The 20,848-nt window shown below is 37.7% G+C and carries 15 protein-coding genes, 1 other RNA gene, 3 pseudogenes and 1 riboswitch; of the genes and pseudogenes, 2 read left to right on the top strand and 17 right to left on the bottom strand.

Features of this window, described 5'->3' with window-relative positions:
- Positions 1-61: 61 nt before the first annotated feature.
- The 4 genes and pseudogenes from rbsK to WYK_RS18020 form a co-directional block, all read right to left on the bottom strand.
- Positions 62-982, bottom strand: a complete 921-nt coding sequence (gene rbsK, locus WYK_RS18035; protein WP_040375848.1) for a ribokinase — start codon at positions 980-982, stop codon at positions 62-64.
- A gap of 14 nt (positions 983-996) precedes the next feature.
- On the bottom strand, positions 997-2,010 hold the full coding sequence (locus tag WYK_RS18030; RefSeq protein WP_040375847.1) for an aldose 1-epimerase family protein: 1,014 nt from the start codon (positions 2,008-2,010) through the stop codon (positions 997-999).
- Between the two features lie 46 nt (positions 2,011-2,056).
- Complete coding sequence (fucP, locus tag WYK_RS18025; RefSeq protein ID WP_040375846.1) at positions 2,057-3,394, bottom strand: L-fucose:H+ symporter permease; 1,338 nt, start codon at positions 3,392-3,394, stop codon at positions 2,057-2,059.
- Between the two features lie 207 nt (positions 3,395-3,601).
- A pseudogene (locus tag WYK_RS18020) lies at positions 3,602-4,536 on the bottom strand (sugar-binding transcriptional regulator).
- Between the two features lie 266 nt (positions 4,537-4,802).
- On the opposite strand from WYK_RS18020, the pseudogene WYK_RS26400 reads away from it, so the two are divergent.
- A pseudogene (locus WYK_RS26400) lies at positions 4,803-6,175 on the top strand (DUF2254 domain-containing protein).
- A gap of 506 nt (positions 6,176-6,681) precedes the next feature.
- Here WYK_RS26400 and WYK_RS18010 read toward each other — a convergent pair.
- From WYK_RS18010 to WYK_RS17985, 6 genes are all read right to left on the bottom strand, one after another.
- Entirely contained in the window at positions 6,682-7,344 is a 663-nt protein-coding gene (locus WYK_RS18010) for a potassium channel family protein (protein WP_040375845.1), read from the bottom strand.
- A gap of 24 nt (positions 7,345-7,368) precedes the next feature.
- Positions 7,369-8,706 carry a TrkH family potassium uptake protein gene (locus WYK_RS18005; protein ID WP_040375844.1) on the bottom strand — a complete coding sequence of 446 codons (1,338 nt, stop codon included), beginning with the start codon at positions 8,704-8,706 and terminating at the stop codon, positions 7,369-7,371.
- A 171-nt stretch (positions 8,707-8,877) separates the two neighbouring features.
- A riboswitch (cyclic di-AMP (ydaO/yuaA leader) is annotated at positions 8,878-9,018 on the bottom strand.
- A gap of 745 nt (positions 9,019-9,763) precedes the next feature.
- On the bottom strand, positions 9,764-10,513 hold the full coding sequence (locus WYK_RS18000) for an ABC transporter permease (RefSeq protein ID WP_040375843.1): 750 nt from the start codon (positions 10,511-10,513) through the stop codon (positions 9,764-9,766).
- Between the two features lie 6 nt (positions 10,514-10,519).
- Positions 10,520-11,275 carry an ABC transporter ATP-binding protein gene (locus WYK_RS17995; RefSeq protein WP_040375842.1) on the bottom strand — a complete coding sequence of 252 codons (756 nt, stop codon included), beginning with the start codon at positions 11,273-11,275 and terminating at the stop codon, positions 10,520-10,522.
- A gap of 341 nt (positions 11,276-11,616) precedes the next feature.
- A complete protein-coding gene (locus WYK_RS17990) occupies positions 11,617-11,958 on the bottom strand; it encodes a DUF1048 domain-containing protein (RefSeq protein ID WP_040375841.1) in 342 nt (113 codons plus the stop codon).
- A 13-nt stretch (positions 11,959-11,971) separates the two neighbouring features.
- Positions 11,972-12,301 carry a PadR family transcriptional regulator gene (locus WYK_RS17985; RefSeq protein ID WP_040375840.1) on the bottom strand — a complete coding sequence of 110 codons (330 nt, stop codon included), beginning with the start codon at positions 12,299-12,301 and terminating at the stop codon, positions 11,972-11,974.
- A gap of 652 nt (positions 12,302-12,953) precedes the next feature.
- On the opposite strand from WYK_RS17985, the pseudogene WYK_RS17980 reads away from it, so the two are divergent.
- Positions 12,954-13,524 (top strand): annotated as a pseudogene (locus tag WYK_RS17980) (tyrosine-type recombinase/integrase).
- A gap of 664 nt (positions 13,525-14,188) precedes the next feature.
- Here WYK_RS17980 and WYK_RS17975 read toward each other — a convergent pair.
- The 7 genes from WYK_RS17975 to rnr form a co-directional block, all read right to left on the bottom strand.
- Entirely contained in the window at positions 14,189-14,845 is a 657-nt protein-coding gene (locus WYK_RS17975) for a Type 1 glutamine amidotransferase-like domain-containing protein (RefSeq protein WP_040375839.1), read from the bottom strand.
- Positions 14,846-15,450: 605 nt separating this feature from the next.
- Complete coding sequence (locus tag WYK_RS25160) at positions 15,451-15,624, bottom strand: hypothetical protein (protein ID WP_169732069.1); 174 nt, start codon at positions 15,622-15,624, stop codon at positions 15,451-15,453.
- 348 nt (positions 15,625-15,972) lie between these two features.
- Complete coding sequence (locus WYK_RS17970) at positions 15,973-16,218, bottom strand: hypothetical protein (protein ID WP_040375838.1); 246 nt, start codon at positions 16,216-16,218, stop codon at positions 15,973-15,975.
- Positions 16,219-16,346: 128 nt separating this feature from the next.
- The gene (locus WYK_RS17965; RefSeq protein WP_040375908.1) at positions 16,347-16,736 is read right to left on the bottom strand and encodes a VOC family protein; all 390 of its coding nucleotides are present in this window, start codon (positions 16,734-16,736) and stop codon (positions 16,347-16,349) included.
- A 702-nt stretch (positions 16,737-17,438) separates the two neighbouring features.
- Positions 17,439-17,799: a transfer-messenger RNA gene (gene ssrA / locus WYK_RS24150) on the bottom strand.
- A gap of 123 nt (positions 17,800-17,922) precedes the next feature.
- Complete coding sequence (gene smpB / locus WYK_RS17960) at positions 17,923-18,390, bottom strand: SsrA-binding protein SmpB (RefSeq protein ID WP_040375837.1); 468 nt, start codon at positions 18,388-18,390, stop codon at positions 17,923-17,925.
- A gap of 57 nt (positions 18,391-18,447) precedes the next feature.
- A complete protein-coding gene (gene rnr / locus WYK_RS17955; protein WP_040375836.1) occupies positions 18,448-20,826 on the bottom strand; it encodes a ribonuclease R in 2,379 nt (792 codons plus the stop codon).
- Positions 20,827-20,848 lie beyond the last annotated feature (22 nt).

Raw genomic sequence — 20,848 nt, 5'->3', positions numbered from 1 at the left:
TAATCGATTGATTAAGAGAATTTAAGAAGCCCATTCATCATATGAATGGACTTTTTTTCGTTTAAACCTGCTCAGCCATAAATGACTCTAGTTCACTTTTGTCTGGATAAGAAGATTGAGTTCCACGTTTTGTTACACTTAATGCTGCGAAGCCTGTTGCCATTCGAATGGAATGAAAGATATCACCAGTTTGCACATAGAAATGGGCAAAGCAACCAATGAATGAATCTCCAGCTCCTGTCGTATCAATAGCCGCCACACGATGAGCACTAATCATATCAACCCGCTCGTTTGTTACCCACATTACCCCGCGGCTTCCTAACGTGACAATTACATTTTTTACACCTTTTTCTATTAGTGTTAATGCAGCATCCCGAACTTGTTGGTCCGTTTCTACCGGCATATCCGTTAAAATTTCTAATTCAGTTTCATTCGGAATGAAGAAATCACATTTACATACATAATCAAAGTCTAACTCCCGTGAAGCAGGAGCTGGATTCAGTACAACCGGAATATTATGTTCGTTCCCAAAATCTATCGCTCGATAAATAGCCTGTAAGGGAATTTCTAGCTGTAAAATGATTAGTGAACATTTTTTCAACTTATCTGCTGCTTGATCAATATCTTCCGGAAGCAGGTATTGATTTGCACCCTTGATAATTAAAATCCGATTTCTAGATTGAGGATCTACAAATATTGGCGCAACACCGCTGGATGCTCCAGGGATCTTATTTGTAAACTCAGTGTCAATTCCATAACTTTCTAAGTTGCGAATGGTATTGTCTGCAAAAAGGTCATCTCCAACCTTTGTAAGCATCATTACCTTAGATCCCATTTTAGCAGCCGCAACAGCTTGATTAGCGCCTTTGCCTCCACAACCAATTTCAAAACTTGGTGCCTCGAGAGTCTCTCCTTCTTTAGGCATTTCATCTATATACGATATAAGATCAACCATATTCGATCCAATTACAGCAATATCCATCAAATTTGTCCTCCTTATTTCTTGCCAGTTATGACTTTAAATGTTTTTTCTTCTCCCGGAGAAAGATTTAGCAAACTACCTGATTTTTCAGCAGCTAAAAATCCTTCAGGGCGACAAGTGGCAGGTAATACAAATGCACCTACCTGTTGATCTTCATTATATAACAGCCAACGGGTAGCATAATTAAACTCTTCCGTTGAAAACGTAGTGAAAAAGGTTGTGCCTTCCGGTGAAGTAATTTCGAACTCCGCATTTTGTTGATATTGATTCAGATGATCAGCAAAGAATACTATCTCAGGATCATACAGATCTGGCCGTTCTAGCGTATGAAGTGTTTCTTGACCCTGCTTTATTTTTTCATTAAATTCGAGCCACTTATTAGTAGGCTTCACGTGGTCAGGGATCGATTCACGCAGAGAAAATGTACTGTCCGGAATATTTTGCGTCATGACACCATTTGCAAGATAGGCATAATTGGTATGGAACATATATTGCAATGGCATTTCAGTTCCTGACAGATTTTTAACGTTCATCTTCGATTCAATGTAGGATTGTTCTGCCTTCATCATTACACTTGGCTTTGCTAAATAATGATGTCCAAAGCCTTTTACATATTCAGTCGAGCCACATATCTCTATACTGTTTTCCGTTATATTTAACCACGCCTTGTCCATATTCGCACAAGCCATTTCTCCATGTAAGACATGAGTATCCTCAGGACCTGGACAGCCATTACTGAGTAATCCCGAGTGAAAAGCAAAGCACCCATATGTATCTACAATTTCTGCAGCATCTTTCGGTTGAGAGAACATATTCTTCATTTTAAGATCGACATTATCAAAAACCAAATCCCATATGATTTGACCTAGATAGGGTAAAACAACCATCTTCCCTCGTGAATTGGTTAATTCAATTGCTTCTACTCCAGATGGATAACGGAACAATATTACCTTAAACTCATTACTTGTAAACAGCACCGTCGCATGTTCTTTAAAAAAATCTCGACGAAGTTCAATCGTTCCAATCATATTGATCCCTTCCTTCCTAATTATACCTGGTTAAATGGACATACACTCAGGATATGGATTGCTGAATATCTGCTTCTATAGACTTTTTAGTTTCTCTTTTTCCGTAAAAGTAGAATCCTATATACATAAAGCAAAGCATGGACACGATGAATGCATATTGCATATTACCAAGCGAATCCGAAACCAACCCTTGTACTGCTGGTATAACAGCTCCACCTACAATGGCCATTACTAACACTGCACCGGCAACCTCTGTATACTCCTCGTCAACTTCCGCCAGTGTTTCTGCAAATATAGTTGCCCAACAAGGACCAAATAGGAAACTAACAACGATAGCTGCATAAACCGCTGTCATATTCGGAACAAACGCCACATAAGCGAGTAAGATAGAGCCTAGTGTTGCATAAACGACTAGAATTTTCGATGACGAATACTTTGTAATTAGCAGATTAGCAATAAATTTTCCTGCAAAGAAAGCAATAAAGCTATAAATCATAAAGTTTGATGCAGTTCTTTCATTAATATGAGGATTTAAATGCAACGTTAGTCGAATGGTAAAAGCCCAAACCGTAGTTTGCATTCCTACATATAGAAACTGTGCTAGTATTCCTTTGCGGAATTTATTATTCCCAGCTAAATATTTAATCGTTTTCAGCAGATTTCCTTTAGCTTTTTGAGTAGTGTTTGAGAGTTTTTCTGGCTTACATGCTGGAAATTTAGTAAACAGGAATAGTAGTAATACGACTATCAGAATAAATATTATATATTTATAAGGTTCAAGTGTGTGCTGAAGCATTTGAATTCCAAACACTTGCGCATCTTCCGGAGACATCTTAGACATCTGCGCCTCAAGACTTTCACCTTCTTGAAATACAAGATATTTTCCCATTAAAATACCTAGAATTGAACCTACAGGGTAAAAGGTTTGGCTGATATTTAATCGGAGTGTCGCGGTTTGGCGGGGACCAATCATTGAACTGTATGTATTTGCCGCCGTTTCAAGAAATCCTAAGCCAATAGCGATCGCAAATAGTGCGAACAAGAACATCGTATAGGTTGCTAAATGCGATGCAGGATAAAACAATGAACAACCGATAATATAAAATAAAAGGCCAGTAATGATGGCAAACTTATAATTTGTCTTTTTAATAACCATTGAAGCTGGAATCGCTACCAGGAAGTACCCTCCATAAAAGGCACTCTGTACTAAAGCGCTTGCAAAATCACTTAATTCAAACACACTTTTAAATTGAGTAATCAGGATATCGTTCAAGCTAGCCGCCATAGCCCACATTGCAAAAAGAGATGATAACAGAATAAATTGTAAGACTGGGGTACGGTTCAGATACCCATCAGGCATCTGTATAATAGTAGGTTTTTTCATTTTTACACTCCTTTATAATGAATGAGATGACCTTTGATTAACGATTTTTTCTTATAACTTCTTCCTAATTTAGAAACAAAGAATTTAATAGTTAAAGAATAGCACTCTATTGAACAAATGTAAACGCTAACATGAAATTTTGTTCATATTTTCTGAACTTAGATAAAAAAAGGATTTAGCTTGGCAATTGCCCGCTAAATCCTTTTTTTATTCAAGAAGTGCTCGTGCTGTAAATTGGTCTGTTATGAGGGTATTTGCATACCCGCCTGTTAATGCTGCCTTAATCGCTCTAACCTTACCTTCTCCTCCAGCAACTAGAATACTTTTTCTTTCTTTTTCAGTTCCTCTAAATCAATCCCGACTGTTCGGCTATTTATGGTTTCGTTGCATATATTCCCCTCAGCATCAAAAAAACGCGAACAAATATCACCAACAGCATGCTGCTTCAGATCATTTTTTTCTTCCGTTCCTAAATACCCCAACTTAAAAAGTAATGTATCTTCTTTCACCGTACCAACCGTAAATATGGCAAGATTCGCTTGTCTTCCCATTTCAATGATCCTTTGTATATGGCTGTCCTCTTCGACCAGCTGTTTAAGAATGGGCGTTTCGAAAATAACAGGTAAAGGTAAATAACGAGTTATCGTATGAAATGCATTGGCAAACAAAGCAGCAATCTCGGCCGCATAGGTAATGTTGTGGGAATGACTAACGCCTCCCTTTAACTGTACCACTTCAACCCCATGAACACGCTTACTTTTTAACTGAGAAGCTATCGAAAACAACGTTGTTCCCCACGTTACTCCAATAATATCGCCGTCTTTTACAACCCGGTTCAGATAATCCGCTGCTGTCCCTCCAATATGCTTTGTAATCTCTTCATCATCATTTAGAGGAGAATAACATACATCAACATAACTCAATTCGTATTTCTCTTTTAGCCGCTTCGATAATTGATGAATGTCTTCTAAAGGATCGTCTATTTGAATTCTTACATATCCTTGTTCCTTCGCGTACTGTAATAGCCTGGATACCGTTGGCCTTGAAACACCGAGTCTAGCCGAAATCTCTTGTTGGCTATAATCAGATTGATAATATAACCTTGCAGCAGAAATACTAAGTCTTTGTTTATCCTTATCCATACTTTCCCCTCTTTTCTCTCTAACAAAATAGAGCTGTACCGAAAATACCAACATTCTATTTCTAGTAAAACGTTACCATTATTATTATAGTACCAAATTTTAACTGCCTATATTTGATCCCTTTCACTAAAAGGATCCAAAATCTGCTAACTTCAATTAATGATTTACCCAACGAGTTGTATATAAACCAAGTTCATTTTAAGAGGGTAATTATTTTTGGTTAGAGCAAAATATAAAAGTATCTATTACTGAGAGGAAATATACATATGTTTAAAATGAATCTTCTTGATAAGTATGTTAAGAAATATATAAGAATGTCAAACAGGGAATTGTCTCATACGATTCAATCCAATTTGTGGTTTACGCCTGTTATTTATGTATTTTTCTCTTTTCTTTTTGTAGGTGTTGCATTAACGGCTGATTTCCAATATGAGCTGGGAAAACATATGAGACCTTACTTTTCCGTAGATTATAGCTTAACTCAAGCACTTGTCGGTACGCTTACTGCAGCTATTTTGACATTGACTACGTTCACATTTAACTTGATTCTGTTAGTTTTTACGACATTTTCCGGACAATTTTCACCCCGTATGTTGAAAAATTTCATCGCAAGTAAAAGCACCCAGCGAGTACTTGGGATATTCACCTCAAGTTTTTTCTATATGTTATTATGTTTTCTATTTCTAAATAAAGAAACGGCACAATATTATTTTGCAGTACCCGTTTTCGCCACATTAATAGCTGCATTATCTATGGGAACGTTTATCTTTTTATTAATCATGCGGTCGAATGGCTCCAAGTTAACCAGATGACTTATGACATGAAAAAAGAAGCGTTAAGTATTGTCAAAAGTACATTAGAAGATGAAGTTGATCCTAATAAAGTAAAAGATTTAAGCACGATTAACGATCAATCATACAAGAGTATGGGATTGACTATTACAGCTAGAAAATCGGGCTACATTCAACTCGTCGATTTTATTACGATGATTGAAGAAGCTCAAAAAGATGACATCGTTATTCGGTTGGAATATACAATAGGAAATTATGTCTTTGCTTCTACGCCTATCATAACGTATTGGAAAAATAACGCGATTGAAATAGACGAACTAAAGTATCTTTCTCTTATTAGTATTAGAAGAAAGCAAACAGAAGTTCAAGATATTGAATTCAGTATAAACAAACTAGTAGAAGTTGCGATTAGGTCCATCGGACATTATGATCCCAAAACTGCTACGAATGTGATCTATCAAATTGGTGAGATTCTAGCTTCGATCTCACGTGAATCCATATTTTCTAATTATTTAATGGATGAAAGCAATAAGCTTCGAATCATTTTACAGAAAAGGGATTTCAACCATTATCTTTATCATGGGTTTGGTTATATTAGACATTATGCTAAAGCAAATGTCATTGTATCCACTGAAATTATAAAAGTATTAGCATTAATGGCCCATTCCCTTAATACACGCGACTATAAAGCCGTTTGGGAATTTGGATTATTTACAGCAAGTGGATTTGAAGATCACTTTTTATATAAAATTGACCACCAACAATTTTACCAAGCGCTCTCTAACCTTGCTGTTACAACAAGACATGAAAAAGAGTATGAGGAGTACTGGGAAAATAGAAAAAAGTAAACCCTAAACGATCCGTCTGGACAGTTTAGGGTTTATTGAAATATACCTTCGCCTTAGGCGGTTAGTAGTAATGGAGACGGCAGAACAAAAAGGCATAGTGCTGGAACATATACCTAACCTAATCAAAGAGTGCGATAAGGGCTACTTTCGCACTCCAAAAACTTTTCCCTTGAAATTAATTAATGTTCATTTATATATTTCAAAAAATTTCGATCAATAAGAAAAAATGAAATTGAGACCTATCCAGTTAAAAAATACTCTTATGTCAAAATTATCGACAAGGGATGATAAGGATGCTTACCAAGTAAATAGATGTAACAAAAAAAGCAGTAGCTTATGAAAAGCCTTTTTCTTTCTTTAAGTTAACATAAGTCCTGAACAAGGAAGTTGGCCTAATGTTGGGCCATTATAGCGCAATGCACCCAATAATTGAAATTATCTCTTCGGATAAATAAAGAATAACAAGCACTTATTTCTTAGTGTCTATTATTCAGGTGAAATTATTGTTAGTCTATACTTGAAAATTTCACTAAATCATTTTTACTTCCAATAGTAACTAGTATATCTTCTTTTTGGAGTAATTCTTCTGGAGATGGCGAGACAATAATCATATCACCCTTTCTTATAATAGCAATTACACTAACGTTAAATTTAGCACGAACATCCAATTCCCTTAGATTTTTCCCAATCATCTTAGATGGAGTAATGACTTCTTCTAGGTTATGGTCTTTAGATAGTTCGATATAATCAAGTGTATTTGGCGAAAGAAGGTGATTTGCTACTCGTTCTCCCATATCTCTTTCAGGATAGATGATTAAATCTACTCCTATAGCTTCCAACACTTGTCCATGACGTTTTCCAATGGCCTTAGCAATAATTTTTTGGATCCCAAGGTTTTTAAGAAGCATACATGTTAATATACTTGCTTGAATATCATCTCCAATTGCTACAATTACACAATCAAAGTTAGTAATATCTAACGATGAAAGTGCCTTCTCCTCAGTAGAATCTGAAATGACTCCCTCTGTAACATAAGCTAAAGCGTCTTCTACTTTTTCTTCATCTATATCAATTCCCAAAACTTCTTGCCCGGCTTCATGTAATCTTCTGGCAATACTAGTTCCAAATCTCCCCAAACCAATTACTGCATATTGTTTTTTGATAGCCATTCTATATCCCTTCCTTACTAAATATTAACCAATCATTATTTTCCCTTTTGTATATCGGTACGCTTCTTTTTTACGACGTTTTGTAATTGCGAAACCTAATGTTAGAGGTCCTAATCTACCTACAAACATTGTTAAAATAATCATTATACGACCTACTAGAGAAAGTTCAGGTGTTAAACCCATGGAAAGACCTACAGTGCCGAAAGCTGAGGTAGCTTCAAATAGATACATTATAAAATCATGACCTTTTTCCGTAATGGTTAACAAGAAAGTAACAATTACTACTATCATAATTCCACTCATTGCAACAGTTAGCGCTTTTAAGATGTTTTCAATGACAATACGACGTTTAAATAAAACCACATCTTCTTTCCCTTTTAGTTGTGAAAGAGCTGTAATCATTAAAAGAGCAAATGTAGAAACCTTTATCCCCCCTGCAGTTGAACCTGAACCTCCACCGATGAACATTAGAAAAATGGTTAAGAACAAGGTTGCATGAGTTAAATCTGCCATAGACAAAGTATTAGCACCAGCAGTTCGGGGTGACACACTATGGAAAAAGGAGCCAAGTCCTTTTCCAGCAGTAGATAAGGGTCCTAATGTTTTTGGATTACCATACTCAAAGAGAAATATTAAGATGGTTGCTCCAACAATAAGGACCACAGTTGTACTAAGTACAACTTTCGTATGAACAGAGAGAATATGAGTTTTACGATATTCATACAGTTCATTAATAACAATAAAACCTAGTCCACCTACTATAATAAGAGCACCAACCGTCAAAACTACAAATGGATCGTCAACATAACCTGTTAGACTATTGAACTGGCCCATTAAATCAAAACCTGCATTATTAAAATTTGAAATCGAATGGAAGAATCCAAAATATATGGCTTGACCGATAGGCATATCAAATGAAAAACGAATGGCCAATACGATACCGCCAATACTCTCTGTTATTACGGTGAAAATTACTATCCTTTTAACTAATTTCACTAGTCCAGCAGTAGAAGGTGTATTAAAAGCTTCTTTTAATAACAATCTTTCTTTTAAAGAGATTCTTTTTCCTAATAAAACAAATAAAAAGGTAGCAAATGTCATAAATCCTAAACCACCTATTTGGATTAGTACGAGAATGACAATTTCTCCAAACAACGAAAATGTATCTCTAGTATCAACCACTACGAGGCCTGTAACACATGTAGCAGATGTAGCAGTAAATAATGCATCTAAAAATCTTAGGTCATGTCCGTCTTCTGTTGCTATAGGTAGGGTTAATAAAAGAGCCCCAATAAAAATAAGAATAGCGAATCCCAAAACAAGAATCTTTGCAGGATTAAGATTTTCTTTTACATTCTTCATTTTTTTCTCCTAAGTGATAAGTCTAATTACATAAATTATCCCGTTTTTCAATACTATGAACTCAAATGATATTTAATTTGAACTATTAAAAATAAAAAAGACCGTTCAAATAAGCATTCTAAAGTTATATAAATAACAATAAACTACTTGTATTCAGGCGGTCTTCGTTAGGACCTCCTTCGCATTAGCCGACGAAGTTAGCTGACGCATAGGATGGCGAAAGAGTATATATCATCCCTTCTAAAATGCAGAATTTACCCCAAAACAATAGGTCCTATGTTCTCAATTATTGAGATTCGGCTGATATTTTGTTTACTTTAATTTACTGGAGTATTGTACTCCTCTTTGAAAAAATTGTAAACAAGCATAATATATCTCTTTACTTATACAAACTAGTTTTTAGTTGATTTTAAAATTTTATACTTAAAAAGACCTTCGAAAATGACAAAGAGAAGCACCAAATAAGTCCTTGGTTGAACTAAATTTCTATGTTAACTGAATAAGGAACTTTTTCACATAAATTGAATGTATGATTAGTGTAAGAATCATACATTCAGAAGGCTGCCAATTGGCAGTTATCTTATGACTCTAACTCCCCTGTCACTTTAAGTACATTTATTCACATACATAGCTTTTATTTCAGAAATACTTTCCCGTTTGTTCATTAAGAAACAAAGATTTTTATATTCACACATGACTTATTTACATTCACAATTACCCTTTTTCCATGGAAAATCATTTCATTGGATAAGCTGGATAAAGCAACTTATAACCCTATTTATGGGGGGGGAATCCTCCCTTTTCATGCAGCCTTTTAAAAAAATAAATTCTTCTTCTTTGAATTAAAAAACTATGAATTACATTCTAACTGAAATGTAATTCATAGTTCCTTAAGTTAATTAACATGATTTCTAAAGCAAGCAGCTGGCCCCCGAGTGGTATAAGTGATCGAGGCGTCACCAACCACACCATATTTTAAGGGTTCCCATAATTTCATCGATGGTTAAGTCCTCCATGTGTAGGAAATGCATTCATCGTATGGCTAATCCTGGTGTACTTACCCTAACTGTCGTTTAAATGCTTTACTGGCGAAGAAGTAAGCGATGACCATGATACCGACGCACCAGGCAAGCGCGTTCCAGATATCGTTGCCAACTGACCCTTCATACAACAAGGCACGAATCGCATTCACTATTGAAGTCACGGGCTGGTTCTCAGCAAACGCACGGACAATTTTAGGCATGGTTTCGGTGGGGACAAAGGCTGAACTGATAAACGGGAGGAAAATCAGCGGGTACGAGTAGGCTGTCGCCCCTTCCATAGATCTCGCTGTCAATCCGGGAATGACCGCCAGCCATGTTAGCGCGAGCGTAAACATCGCGAGTATCCCAGCTACCGCCAGCCAATCCAGGATATCAGCGCTGGAACGGAAGCCCATCAAGAGCGCGACGAAAATAACCACCATGAGAGTAAGCGCATTGGAAACAAGTGAGGTCAAGACGTGAGCCCATAATACCGACGAGCGCTTGATGGGCATGGTAATGAAACGCGACATCAACCCGCTCTTTACATCCGTAAACAGCCGCACGGAAGTGTAAGCAACGCCGGATGCGATAGCCATCAGTAAGATTCCCGGCAATAGATAATTGACGTAGTTGTCCGTGCCTGTCTCTATGGCGCCGCCAAATACGTAGACAAACAGCAACATCATCATAATCGGCATAATTGCCACCGTGATAATCGTATCAGGGCTGCGCATGATGTTGTGCATTAAACGCCCTAGTAATACCCCTGTTTTGCTTTTCATTTACATCTACTCCTTTTTGCCGATGATCGCGAGGAAAATTTCCTCCAATGTCGGCTGCTTCTCGATGTACTCCACTTTCGCTGGCGGGAACATCTCTTTGAGTTCGGTAAGGGTACCGGTTGTGATGATTTTTCCGCCATGCAGAATGGCGATACGATCCGCTAGTTGTTCGGCTTCCTCCAGGTACTGAGTCGTCAGCAAGATGGTTGTGCCGCCGCCGGCAAGCTCCTTAATGGTATCCCAGACTTCAATCCGCGCTTCGGGGTCAAGCCCTGTCGTCGGTTCGTCGAGAAAAATGACTGCTGGCGTCCCAATTAGGCTCATGGCGATGTCAAGCCGGCGCTTCATCCCGCCGGAATATTTATCCGCCCTGCGGTTGGCAGAATCGGTCAGGCTGAATCTTGCAAGCAGATTGTCGGAGACTTGAGCGGGATTGGAAATTTCCCGCAACTTGGCGATCATCATCAGATTTTCCCTTCCTGTGAGCATGCCGTCTAAAGCTGCGAACTGCCCGGTCAGGCTGATGCTCTGTCGAACATGACCCGGTTGACGCTGGACGTCAAAGCCGCAAATACCTACTTCGCCGCCATCAGCCTTCATCAGCGTCGAGAGGATGTTGACCGTCGTCGTCTTGCCCGCTCCATTTGAACCCAGCAGTGCGAAAATTTCGCCATGCTGCACCTCAAAATCTATCCCCTTTAAGACTTCCTTATCTTTAAAGGATTTTTTTAACCCTTTTACAGAAATCGTTGCATTACTCATCCTTTTTTCCTCCTTATCATAAGCGCAGAAATGCGTAGGTTGGCTATGCTTCACTAATCTGTCTTACCGATATTCTGTAATACTTAGTACTAAGTTAAAATATAACTGAATAGTGAAGGTGACACATTTCATTTGTAACCAAAGCTATTCAGTCGAAATTATCTATTGAATTTATTTTTTTCCAATCGCATCATGAAACACTGATTCAAATCTTCGTGATACTTGTCGAAATAGGTTTTAGAGGTGGCCACTAGTTCGTCGGACTGGAAGGCAAGTCGTCCCCAGTGAAGGTTTCCGGGGTTAGTGTCGATGCTAGACAAAACTACACTTGGAATTCACCGTTAGCCACCACCAATCATATCGTTCAACTTCTTGCGATATTTATCCTTCCAAGTTTGCTCATCCTTCACCAAGTCGTCGCAAAAAGCAGCCACATCCTCGCCCGTAAGGTCAGTGACTTTCTTGCCTTCCGCAGCTCCTTCCTCGAAGAAATCGAGAATACCGACAAAGATGCGGCTGCTTTCCTTCCAGTCGGTGGGACCACCACCAGCAGTCCACATATATTTTTGGATACCTTTGTAAGCATTGCGGTAGTCACTTGGAAGTGTCTTCGCACGTGCCTCCATCTCCCTCCATTCCCGCTTGTCATCTAGACTTCCGATAATTTTTTCAAAAATATTCATTTTACTTCTCTCCTTATGATTTTATTTTAGACTTAAGTTCATTAATTTTACTTGAAATAAAATCCCATTTTTTCCAAAATGCCTTAAGTTGCTCTTGACCTGCTGCGTTGAGTGTGTAAAATTTCCTCGGCGGTCCCATATTGGATGGCTTTTTCTCGATTTCCACCAGATTGTTTTTCTCAAGCCTCATGGTAATGGTATAAACTGTCCCTTCAACAACATCAGTAAAGCCAAGTTCTCGCAGCTGTTGGGTGATTTCATAGCCGTAAGTTTCGCCACGGCTGATGATTTCAAGCACACAACCTTCAAGCACCCCTTTCAGCATTTCAGTAATATTTTCCATCATTTACCTCCGTTTATATTTATACTAATTTTTTCAGTACTCTATAACACAGGTATTTTGTGTTACCAGTATTCAGTATTACTAATTACTAGTATATAGTATTACGTATTAGCTTCACTTGTCAATAAAATTTTTCATCAAAAAATCCCTTATTAAACTTCAAAGGTATTTTTTTCATTTGACAGCTTTGACTATAGCCAGACACGTGATTATCCAGGTAGAGCTAAATAATTTAAAAATAATTGGTGAAGGGACCAAGAACTCGCTCATTTTTGTGGACTGATTTACATGTTAAAGTGACCAAAATGATGATTAGTAATACAAACGATATCGAATTCGCAAAAAAGCAGGCGACTATTCAGTTATCGAGTCCATTTGATGCATTTGTTATTTTAGGGATAGGTTTATCAATAAGTGTGTGAAGAAATGTACTTAAATTAAACTACCCCGATAGTTGAACAATGGCATTTTTTTATCTGGATTTTGAATGTATGATTTGTATAATTATCATACATTCAAAATCCAGATTTCATTGACTTTTTTCGCTTTCTCTCTTTATTCTAAAAAAGAGAAAAAATCGTACATTCAAATCGTTGAACGCCAAGGGGTTTCAGACCCTGTTTTTGAATGTCGTCAGAAAGGGCGAGAAATCATGAAAGCAGAAAAAGATGTGCAGCCGATCCGGAATCAGCAGCAACTAGACGATATGAAATGGGCGCTTAAGCGCCATTGTTCAGAACGGGATTACATCCTCTTTATCCTTGGCTGCGAAACGGGCCTGCGTGTCGGAGACCTTCTCAGGCTACCCACGCAACAGATCATCACGCTAAAAGGCAAACAAAACAAGATTCTCCGGGTCAAAGAAGGCAAAACGCAAAAAATCCGCGACATCTATATCGCGAATTGCTTCCAGGAGGTCTATGAATACGCTAAAAACGTCCAGAGCGCCTCTGTTTATTCCCGTCTCGTAAAGGTGACAACCCTATTACCCCTACTAAGGCGTACAGACAGTTAAATAAGGCTGCAGAGTATGCTGGTGTGGAACATGTCGGCAATCATACCTTACGAAAGACGTTTGGCTACTGGTTTTACAAGGCCACTAAGGATATTGCGATGTTGCAACGGATCCTCCACCATTCGCATCCTCTGTTACTTTGCGGTATATTGGCATTACTGAAGAAGAAACCAACAACGTCTTGAAAACATTTAGTGTCTTTCACTAAGGTCAGTTAATTAGTAATGGTCTTTTTGGCGTCTCTGGTTCAACTCAAGCACCTGTTAGTTGAACCAGGTTTTGTAGAGGCTTAAATATTTAATATAAAATTTATTCCGTAAATGGATATGAGTATGTAAACGATGCTTAATAACAGAATCATAGTCTTAGATAATAATTTAAAACAGAATTTATATATTAAATAGGTCACTAAAATAGATAGGAAGGGACTATAAGCAAAAACTGACGTATACAGAATTGCACCATAGTCCCTTGATGGCACGAATTCCAATAAATATATTTTGGAAGTAATCCATATAAAGACCATCCACCAACTGATTAAGGATGAGAGTATAAAAAATAAGGATAAGAGTATAAAAATCAACTTTTTCATTGTTAGACTCCTTTCTATTTTGAATATACTAACCTACCCTGTTAGTTGAAAAATACGGCTAGTTAACATAAACCTTTATTATCGGTGTTACCGAAGAAGAAACGAATAAAGTCTTGATAACCTTTAGTGTCTTTCACTAAGACTCAAATTCATTCATGTTGGTCGTTAACAAAGAGAAAAGGACCACTTTTTTCGGTCCTTTAAGATGTCTCATAGTTCAACTAACGCACCCGATAGTTTAAGTACAATATTTCACAAGTCGGATTGGTTTTACATACTACTAGAGCGTCTCATCCAATTTCTGAATCTTTGAGCGGGAAATTAAATATACATTGCCTAAAATGTCGATTTTATCTCCCTTTACACGTATTGCGCAATCTTTGTTAGACGCATAAATATTAATTTCTTCCGATAAGGGAGACAGTTCGCCTTGAACCAATGATATGTTATTTTCAAGATCAAAATGAGACAGGACGGAAAAATCGTCAAGGCCGATTCCATCGTAAACAGAGCTTATTTCAACTTTATAGCCAAAGTTTTTAGAACATAACCATTTAGCGGACATATTGATCGCACCAGCGCTTGCTCCCATCACAACGGCTCTGCTTTTTTTAATCGAATCCGACAATTCATATTCCATTAAAAACCCATTTTGTTTAAGAGTATTTCCACCCAACAAGAAAATAACTGAAGAATTTTGAATTAAGGTTTGGGCATCTTCCTTATGTACGCGATAATTAATTAAATGATATTCATCAAACATAATGCCAGCCTGGTCAAACCACGAGCGTTCAGTAGCACCATCATCCTCAAAAAATAATGGATTCGAGCTAATCATAACTAGCGATTTTCTATCAGTTATATCCCCATGTAACACCCTGCCCAGATTATCTGGAAAAAAATTATTAAACCAACCTAAATAATAATGAGTTTTCATAAGTTCCCCCGTAGCAAAGTGTAAATAATATTAATTTCCTGCGTTACTCATTCTGTTATCTTGTTACCAACACAATATTCACTATATGCCTCGTTTACCGTGCCGAATGAAATAGAGTCTGACACAACTTCATCAAATTTTTTAAACGGTACTACTTTATTTTAAGTCTACACCTACCGCCTCTATTAATAGTTTAATATATATATCCATTTGTTTCTTCAACTAACCTGCCCCGATAGTTGCATAAAGAAAAAGCTGCCTTAATGACAGCTCCGATCTTCAGCTAAAGCCCCCGTTAGCCATCCATGAATCGCACAGATCAGCGATTCACCACAGAGAATGAAAATGGTTAGGAAGTGTCAATACTGATTCTGACCTTAATCCAGTCAACCCAATCCATAGGCTTTTAATTTAACGCTCTCCTCTTTTTTTTGACGATTGAGGAGGGTCTTTTTAAGTATTGCCTTTTTCCAATTTAGAGGAAACTTATTTTCATGGTAGTTCTATACGACTTATAGCAGAGTTGACACATACTGTGTCACAAAGTATTTATATAAAATCAAAAAATAACTGTTCCTCAAAGAGCAGGAGTAGAAAAAAAGATGTTATTTCACAACTTTAAGAGGAACAAGTACTTTATTAAAAAATGACGTTTCGAGCTTGGCTAACCAACCGTTTCCGTTTTCTCCATTAGCTACTTGAGTAGCGTGTTTTTGGTGAAATTCTGCTACCCGTTTATTATGCTCTTTATGCCATTGGTGCATAGAATTATGTTTCATTCTTATTGCCTCCCTTCTGTTTAATTATATTTCTAGAAAAGTGAATAGAAAGTGCTTTTTATTCAACTTTTGAAAGAGAGAAAATCGATAAGTTAATAAATATAAATATGCACAGTTCGTATACACTACGCTTGTTGATCTAACCTGCCCCGTTAGCCATCCATGCAGCTGAAAAATAGTTGCTGCACCACAGAGAATGAAAGTAGGGTTTTTGTGGTCATACTGATATTGGCGACATGAGGTTTAATTTATGGCTCAGTTTTAAAAAATATAAATTGCTGGGTCTACTTTAGTATTGTCATTTTTAGATTTTCACTGTTTTGTACTTTCATGGTAGTTCAACAAAGATTATTTTATTTTTCGCATTATTTGAATTAAACAAAAGAAAATGCCCCAAGGTAAAATATAGGTAGTGAGAATTTTAAAAGCAATAACAAAAGAATATAAATCATTGTTTTCTATAAGAAAATATAGAAAACCAACTATAGCTACGGGGTAAATTACAAATTTATATTTAAAAAATAATAAAATTAAATTATCTTTTAATTTTATTAATCCCTCTAAAGGAATAACTAATTGCTTTTCCTTATCCATTTTAATTCCCCCTTGATCTTAATTTATTTATAATTCAACATTGAAAACATTAATTCCTTGTTCAACAATCCTGCCCCGTTACTTCAATAAGAAAAGAGCCAGTAATGGCAGCCTTTATCTTTGCCTACTTATAGATCTTTTTGATTAACATTTAGTTCAATCAAATTACCATCTGGGTCGGCACAGAAAATTTGTGCGAATCCACTTTTTCCGTATGGTTTTTCAAGGATTTCAACTTCATTCTGTTTTAACCAATTAAGAGTGTCATAGTAGTTCTCGACTCTAAGGGCAAAGTGACCTTCTCTGCTGGATAAGCTTTTATCCTTACGAATCGTCTGTGATGAGGGATCGACTATCAAGTGAAGTTGATGTCCCTCTATTTCATACCAGGCACCTGGAAAATCAAAATCAGGACGCTGTATTTCTTTTAAACATAAAGTTTTACCATAGAATTCTTTTGCTCTTACCAAATTTGTCACAGTAAGACTTACATGATGGAGGCATTTATATTTAATCAAAACCTTCACTTCTTTCATTTTAACTAATTTCTCCTTTATTTTATCACTACTTCAACTAATCTGCCCCGTTAGTGGAAGAGAGGGCAAAATGACCGTCTTGTTAACATAATTCAACTTATCGGTTAGCCTTAAGGCTAAAAGGCTTCTCTTAAGGTAACCCATAAGTTCCTTAAGACCCATGATCCGAATGGAGAATGGGCCTGTACACGTTTCTTTTTCTGCTACTATATCTAATCTATCCATCACAAGCTATAAATCATTCTGCGAAGACAGCATCCCAGAAATAATATCATGGTTATAAAGGTCTTGTTCAGCCGATAACTAACGAAATCCCTCCTTCAATCGAAAGGAGGGGTATTGAAAACAATATTTATATTGGGAAAATTGGAAAGACAGTTTATTATCCTAAGACAACAATATATAAGTGGTTATTAAACGTAGGATACATCCTTTCTACTCATATCATTTAAACAACAAAGTTTACGAAAACAGCATTCATTTAAAATCAGTGCCATTCATTCAATCATTCAAGTGCATCACACCACAATGTCTATAAATACTAATTTCCCATAAATATAACTCAAAGAAAACGAGGAACTTTTAAAGCATATATCCGCTCAAATAAAAAAAGCATAAAAACGCCCAGAAGGCGAAATTATGCTTTAAATCACAAATTATATCTCCGCCTTAGGCGGTTAATGGTAATGGAGACGGCGGGAGTCGAACCCGCGTCCAGACATATCGGCACTTAAGCTTCTACGAGTGTAGTCGACATATTCGCGTTTCGCAAACCCATTAGCCTATCGACAGGCGGCAGGATAGCTAGTCTGATTGGTCTCTTCCTTCATCCTCAGACGGTGGATTCCGGCGTATCCCACTAGAGTGAGTCCCTTACCCTACCACGTGGGCTATGGAGGGAGGAACAGCTATCGGCTGTTGTTACGCAGCGAAAGCTAGGTTGTTGTTTTGTTTGCCAGTTATAGGCTTTGACGTTTTAACGAGGCCGATCCCCTCGACTCGCAACCTAAGCTCGAACTATCCCTGTCGAATCCGTAGCGTCCCCAGAATATAAATGGAGCGTACGAGAAATGAATAGATCAGCTTTGATGCTGATATTCAATTGTCAGTGGTACATTATTTATTATACCAGCATTCGCAGGAAAATCAATCTTATCGCTCAGGTAATCTATTCCTTTTGACGATCACGGAAGGCCCGCTCGATATCACGTTTTGCTTCTTTCTTTCTGAGGTCATCACGTTTATCGTATTGTTTCTTCCCTTTACCAAGGCCGATTAATACTTTAGCAAAACCATTTTTCAAATACATTTTCAGCGGTACAATGGTATACCCGGTTTCTTTTGTATCACCTATCAGCTTATTAATTTCTTTACGGTGCAAAAGTAATTTCCTCGTCCGTAATGGATCATGATTAAATTGATTTCCTTGATCATATGGACTGATGTGCATATTATGCAGCTGTAGTTCACCATCTTCAATACGAGCAAAAGAGTCTTTAAGATTTACCTTTCCTGCTCGGATGGCTTTGATTTCTGTTCCCACCAATACAATTCCTGCTTCGTAGGTTTCTTCAATCGCAAAGTCATGAAAGGCTTTTTTATTTTGAGCCAATTGCTTTCCGGATCCCTTTGGCATCTTACTCTCCCCTTTTTAACTAATAGGATAGAGCCCTAAACGGACTCTATCACTATTTTATCTCTTTTTAGGTTTTCTTTTCCGCTTCGCTGCGGGTGCATTTTCATAATACTTTTTGTTTTTCCGCGGCTTATCAGAAGACTTAGCTCCATTTTTAGCGTTACGTCCGCTTCCTTGACCGTTTCCGCTTCCTTTTCGATCACTGCTTCCACCACTATCCTTGCGGCGTCTATTCGTGCCATCAGGATTAGCCTTGAAAATCTGCTTACTTCCAGAGGTACGCGGTCGACTATTGACCATTCCTAAAATTTCGAAGTCAACAGCACGTTCTTCTTTATTCACATTAGCTACGCGGATTGAGATTTCGTCACCGATTCTAAATACTTTACCGGTCCGTTCACCTATCATGGCAAGCTGACGTTCATCAAATCGGTAATAGTCATCTGTCATCGCACTGACATGAACCAATCCTTCAATGGTATTTGGAAGCTCAACAAACATTCCAAAATTGGTAACAGAACCAATAATACCGTCAAACTCTTCACCAATCTTATCAAGCATGTACTCTGCTTTTTTCAGATCATCTGTTTCACGTTCAGCATCAACAGCACGACGTTCACGTTTAGACGTATGATCAGCTATTTCAGGAAGCATTGCGTCCCATTTTGCTTTAGTCGCTTCACTTTGGTTTCCTTCAATCAAATACGTCCGAATCAAACGGTGGACAATTAAATCCGGATACCGGCGAATAGGCGAAGTGAAATGTGTATAAAATTCCGTTGATAAACCAAAGTGTCCTAGGCTTTCCGGATCGTATTTTGCTTGCTGCATGGATCGAAGCATAACCGTTGAAATAACCATCTCTTCTGGTTTCCCAGCAACCGCTTCAATAATCTGCTGTAAAGCTTTCGGTTGAATCGAGCTGGCTGATCCTCTGATTACATATCCAAAATTCGTAATAAAATCGAAGAATCGCTGCAGTTTTTCTTCTTTAGGATCCTCATGAATACGGTAAAGGAATGGCACCTTAAGACGGAAGAAATGTTCCGCCACTGTTTCATTGGCAGCCAGCATAAATTCTTCAATCAAGCGTTCAGCAACTGAACGTTCACGAACAACTACTTCTGTTGGGTGACCTTCGTCATCAACCAGAATTTTCGCTTCTTTAAAGTCAAAATCAATTGCACCGCGTTCCATCCGTTTCATACGCAGAATGGCAGCGAGCTCCTCCATTTGCTGGAACATTGGGACAAGCGGTTCGTAACGTTCTAATAATTCTTCATCTTTGTCGACAAGAATTTTTTTAACATCATTATATGTCATTCTCTCAGTTGTTCGAATCACACTTTCAAAGATATCATGATTAACCACTTTCCCTTTTGCATCAAACTCCATCTCACATGAAAGGGTAAACCGGTCAACCTGTGGATTTAACGAACAAATACCATTGGATAAGCGATGAGGAATCATCGGAATTACTCGGTCAACTAAATACACACTCGTTGCCCGTTCGAACGCTTCACGGTCAAGTGGTGAGTTTTCTGTTACATAATGGCTGACGTCCGCAATATGAACGCCCAGCTTATAATTGCCATTGTCAAGCTTAGTAACGGTAACTGCATCATCTAGATCTTTCGCATCCGCACCATCAATAGTGACGAGTGTTTCTCCGCGAAGATCACGTCGATTACCGATATCGCTTTCCTCAATCGTATCAGGCACTTCATTTGCTTGGTTAAGTACATCCTCTGGAAACTCCATTGGCAGACCATGCTTATGAATAACGGATAGAATATCAACACCTGGATCATTTTTATGACCAAGAATTTGTAAAACTTCTCCTTCAGCGCTTGTCCGTCCTTCTGGATAGGAGGTCAATCTTACAACAACCTTATGTCCCTCTACAGCTCCACGAGACACATTTTTCGGAATGAAAATATCGTTGGCTATTTTCTTATCATCTGGAATTACAAATCCAAAATTTTTACTTTCAGAATACGTACCCACAACTTCTTTAATTCCACGATCAATAATCTTTTCAACAGAACCTTCTCTGCGTGAGCCCGAACTTTCTGAAGAGACTCTCACAAGAACAATATCTCCGTGCATAGCATTTTTTGTTTCATTAGGGGGAATAAAAATATCATCCACACCAGCCGGCTCATCAGGCGTTACAAATGCAAAGCCCTTAGGGTGCCCTGAAAGCTTACCTCGGATGAGATTCATTTTTTGCGGCAGTCCATAACGGTTATTCCGTGTTCGAATCACGCTTCCCTTTTCTTCCATTTTCACAAGTGCTTTGACAAAATCCTTGAAATCTAATGAATCTTCAATCCCAAGTGCTTCCTCGAGCTCTTGAACAGTTAACGGTTTATAGGCTTCATCTTTCATATAAGAAAGAAGCTTATCGTTAAAATAGCGTATTTTATCTTCCATCTAAAAAACCCTCCTTTATGGG

Origin of the sequence: Peribacillus psychrosaccharolyticus ATCC 23296, from assembly GCF_000305495.1 — a bacterium.
Taxonomy (GTDB): domain Bacteria; phylum Bacillota; class Bacilli; order Bacillales; family DSM-1321; genus Peribacillus; species Peribacillus psychrosaccharolyticus.
The sequence above is the reverse complement of the archived record's forward strand: the minus strand, read 5'-3'. Positions and strand labels throughout refer to the sequence as shown.